This is a genomic window from Bacillus sp. GMs2/2 (assembly GCF_050172095.1).
Classification (GTDB): domain Bacteria; phylum Bacillota; class Bacilli; order Bacillales; family Bacillaceae_G; genus Bacillus_A; species Bacillus_A cereus.
In genome coordinates this window covers 1-3,003 of record NZ_JBNLYE010000433.1, presented here as the reverse complement: position 1 = coordinate 3,003, position 3,003 = coordinate 1, and the positions used below count along the sequence as shown (strand labels likewise).

Sequence of the window (3,003 nt, the reverse complement as noted above, 5' to 3'; positions counted from 1 at the left end):
CTGATTGTAGATAATGTAAAAAAGGAGTGAATATTTATTATGTCCGACGTTCTGTTACTGAGTCGTTTTCAATTTGCAATTACTATTTTTTATCACTTTTTATTTGTACCTTTGACAATCGGACTTGTCATTTTAGTAGCATGTATGGAAACTCAATACGCCCGCACATTGAATCCAACATACCGTAAAATGGCAAATTTCTGGGGTAAATTATTTACAATTAACTTCGTAATGGGGATTATAACCGGGATTACGATGGAATTCCAATTTGGAACAAACTGGTCTGAGTACTCCAAATATATGGGAGACATTTTCGGATCACCTCTCGCAATCGAAGCACTCGTTGCCTTCTTCTTAGAATCTACTTTCATGGGAATATGGTTATTCGGTAAAGACAAAATTTCACCAAAGTTCCGTGCCTTCTGTATGTGGATGGTTGCACTTGGAACAAACATTTCCGCACTTTGGATTATTACAGCAAACGGCTTTATGCAAAACCCTGTTGGCTACGTAGTACGTAACGGCCGCGCTGAATTAAATGATTTCTGGGCACTCGTTACGAATCCATACGCTTGGAATATGTTCTTCCATACTGTAGTTGGTTGTTATATTGTAGGTGCTTTCTTCGTTATGGCAATTAGTGCCTATCACTTATTACGTAAAAATGAAGTAGAATTCTTCAAAAAATCATTTAAGTTTGGTTTAATGTTAGGCTTATTCGCCGCAACAATTACACCGTTTATGGGACATCAATCTGGTGTATCAGCAGCTAAATATCAACCCGCAAAAGGAGCTGCGATGGAAGCAGTTTGGGAAACTGGAAAAGGACAAGGCTTCTCAATTGTTCAAATTCCTGATGTAAAAAATGAGAAGAACTTTGAATTCCTTACGATTCCAAAACTCGGAAGCTTCTTCTACACAAATTCATTTGATGGCGAAATTGTTGGTTTAAAAGATATTCCGAAAGATGAACGTCCAAATGTTAACCTTGTGTATTATAGCTTCCGCTTAATGGTTGCACTCGGTATGTTCTTTATGGCATTAACTTGGTATGGTTTCTATTTAAACCGAAAAGGAAAACTAGAAAACTCAAAACGTTATTTAAAAATTACAATATGGTCTGTCTTACTTCCTTATATCGCGATTAACGCAGGATGGATTGTCGCTGAAGTAGGTCGTCAACCATGGACAGTATATAAACTAATGCGTACAGCAGAATCTGTATCACCTATATCTGTCCCGCAAATTTGGTTCTCATTAATTAGTTTAATTTTATTCTACACTTTACTTTTAATCGCAGACGTATACTTAATGCTGAAGTTCGCGAAAAAAGGACCTGCCGCATTAGAAGCACCTGCTACTGAGGGAGGTGTGGCTCATGTCTCATGATATGCTTGCAATCATCTGGTTCGGTTTATGGGGCGTGATTTGGACAGTTTACTTCATTCTTGACGGGTATGCACTTGGTAACGGAATGATTTTTCCTTTCGTTACGAAAGACCGACAAGAACGAAATCAATTACAAGAAGCAATTGGCCCGTTCTGGGGCGGTAATGAAGTATGGTTAATTACAGCTGGTGGCGCAACATTTGCTGCCTTCCCAGTCACATATGCTAATATGTTTAGTTATTTATATACACCGTTATTCTTAGTATTACTTGCACTATTTGCTCGTGCCGCTGGACTGGAATTCATGCATAAAGATGATTCACCAATTTGGCAAAAAACTTGTAAATGGGCATTTGCAATTGGCAGTTTCCTAATCGCCTTCTTATTCGGTGTTACATTCGCTAATCTTTATTACGGACTACAAATCGGAAAAAATGGCTATGAAGGAAATTTACTTAGCTTACTAAACCATTACGGTATATTAGGTGGTCTTTTCTTCACTGCTATATTTGTCGTATCCGGTGCCCTTTGGGTCATGATTAAAACGACTGGTGAAGTATCTGATCGTGCTTATAAAATCGCAAGACCATTTTCAATGGCAGCTGCTATTATTTTAGCTATCTTCTATGTAGCAACTGCTAATCGGACAAACTTATTCCAAAACTTTACGGAATATCCGGTACTATTCATTCTTCCAGTACTTGCAATGCTAATGAGTGTACTCGCACTTATTATGGTGTACAAACATAAAATTGGCCTTGCATTCACATTCATTTGCCTAACAATCGCAATGTTTATGACAACTGGCTTTGCAGGTATGTTCCCAAGAATGTTACCATCTCGTATTAACGATGCATACAGTACAACGTTATACAACGCAGCTGGTAGTCAATTAAACTTAAAAATTATGTTCTTCGTTGCAATGATCATGGTACCAATCGTTATTGGATATCAGCTTTGGAGCTACAGTATTTTTAAAAATAAAATTCATAAAGACTCTGCTAAAGGATATCACTAAAATACAAAAGACACTTCGTTTGAAGTGTCTTTTTTTGTACGTATGATTTTCGATAAGATGTTATATTTCTAATCTAACAACTATAATACAGAAGAATCATTAACAGCTCACAGCTAGATTGTATCATAGGGCAACTTCATCATTTTATGCAATTTTACATATTGTGCTATAAAGTAAACTGTATCCCCTGATCATTTACATCATTATCCCATACATCAGCTGTACTAATCCCGCTAAACGTTTGTACTTTCATTCCTGTATTTGATGACCCCGATCCATTATAAGCCTTCGTCTTTTCAATCGGCTGTACGTTATATTTATCCCCTACATTAATTGTTCCATTGCAATTTTCAATAATAACACCTTCCACAACTGCCGGCATTTTGTCACCCACTTTCATTTCTTTACTTTTATTTTATGAAAATCGCCTAGAAAAATAGCATGTTTCAATAAGAAAAAGCACTCAAATTGAGTGCTTTTTCTTTAAGCATAAAGACAAGTTTGGAGACAGTTGACTTCTTCAAAATTTTATTAGGGGTAATATTTTGAAAAAGAAAGCCTTTCATATGTAGGTTAACACCACTGGAATATATAGT

3 protein-coding genes are annotated in these 3,003 nt (G+C 36.5%); 2 read left to right on the top strand and 1 reads right to left on the bottom strand.

Annotated features, from left to right (window positions below; genetic code table 11):
* Positions 1-39: 39 nt before the first annotated feature.
* Positions 40-1,389 carry a cytochrome ubiquinol oxidase subunit I gene (gene cydA, locus ACQGS6_RS25605; RefSeq protein ID WP_426965816.1) on the top strand — a complete coding sequence of 450 codons (1,350 nt, stop codon included), beginning with the start codon at positions 40-42 and terminating at the stop codon, positions 1,387-1,389.
* Positions 1,379-2,407: a cytochrome d ubiquinol oxidase subunit II gene (cydB, locus tag ACQGS6_RS25600; protein WP_000017658.1), complete on the top strand. Its 1,029-nt coding sequence runs from the start codon at positions 1,379-1,381 to the stop codon at positions 2,405-2,407. Before cydA ends, cydB begins: the two co-directional genes overlap by 11 nt.
* A 166-nt stretch (positions 2,408-2,573) precedes the next feature.
* Here cydB and ACQGS6_RS25595 read toward each other — a convergent pair whose 3' ends face one another.
* Positions 2,574-2,807, bottom strand: coding sequence for a spore germination protein (locus ACQGS6_RS25595; protein ID WP_002005871.1), 234 nt, complete (start codon positions 2,805-2,807; stop codon positions 2,574-2,576).
* Between the last annotated feature and the right edge of the window lie 196 nt (positions 2,808-3,003).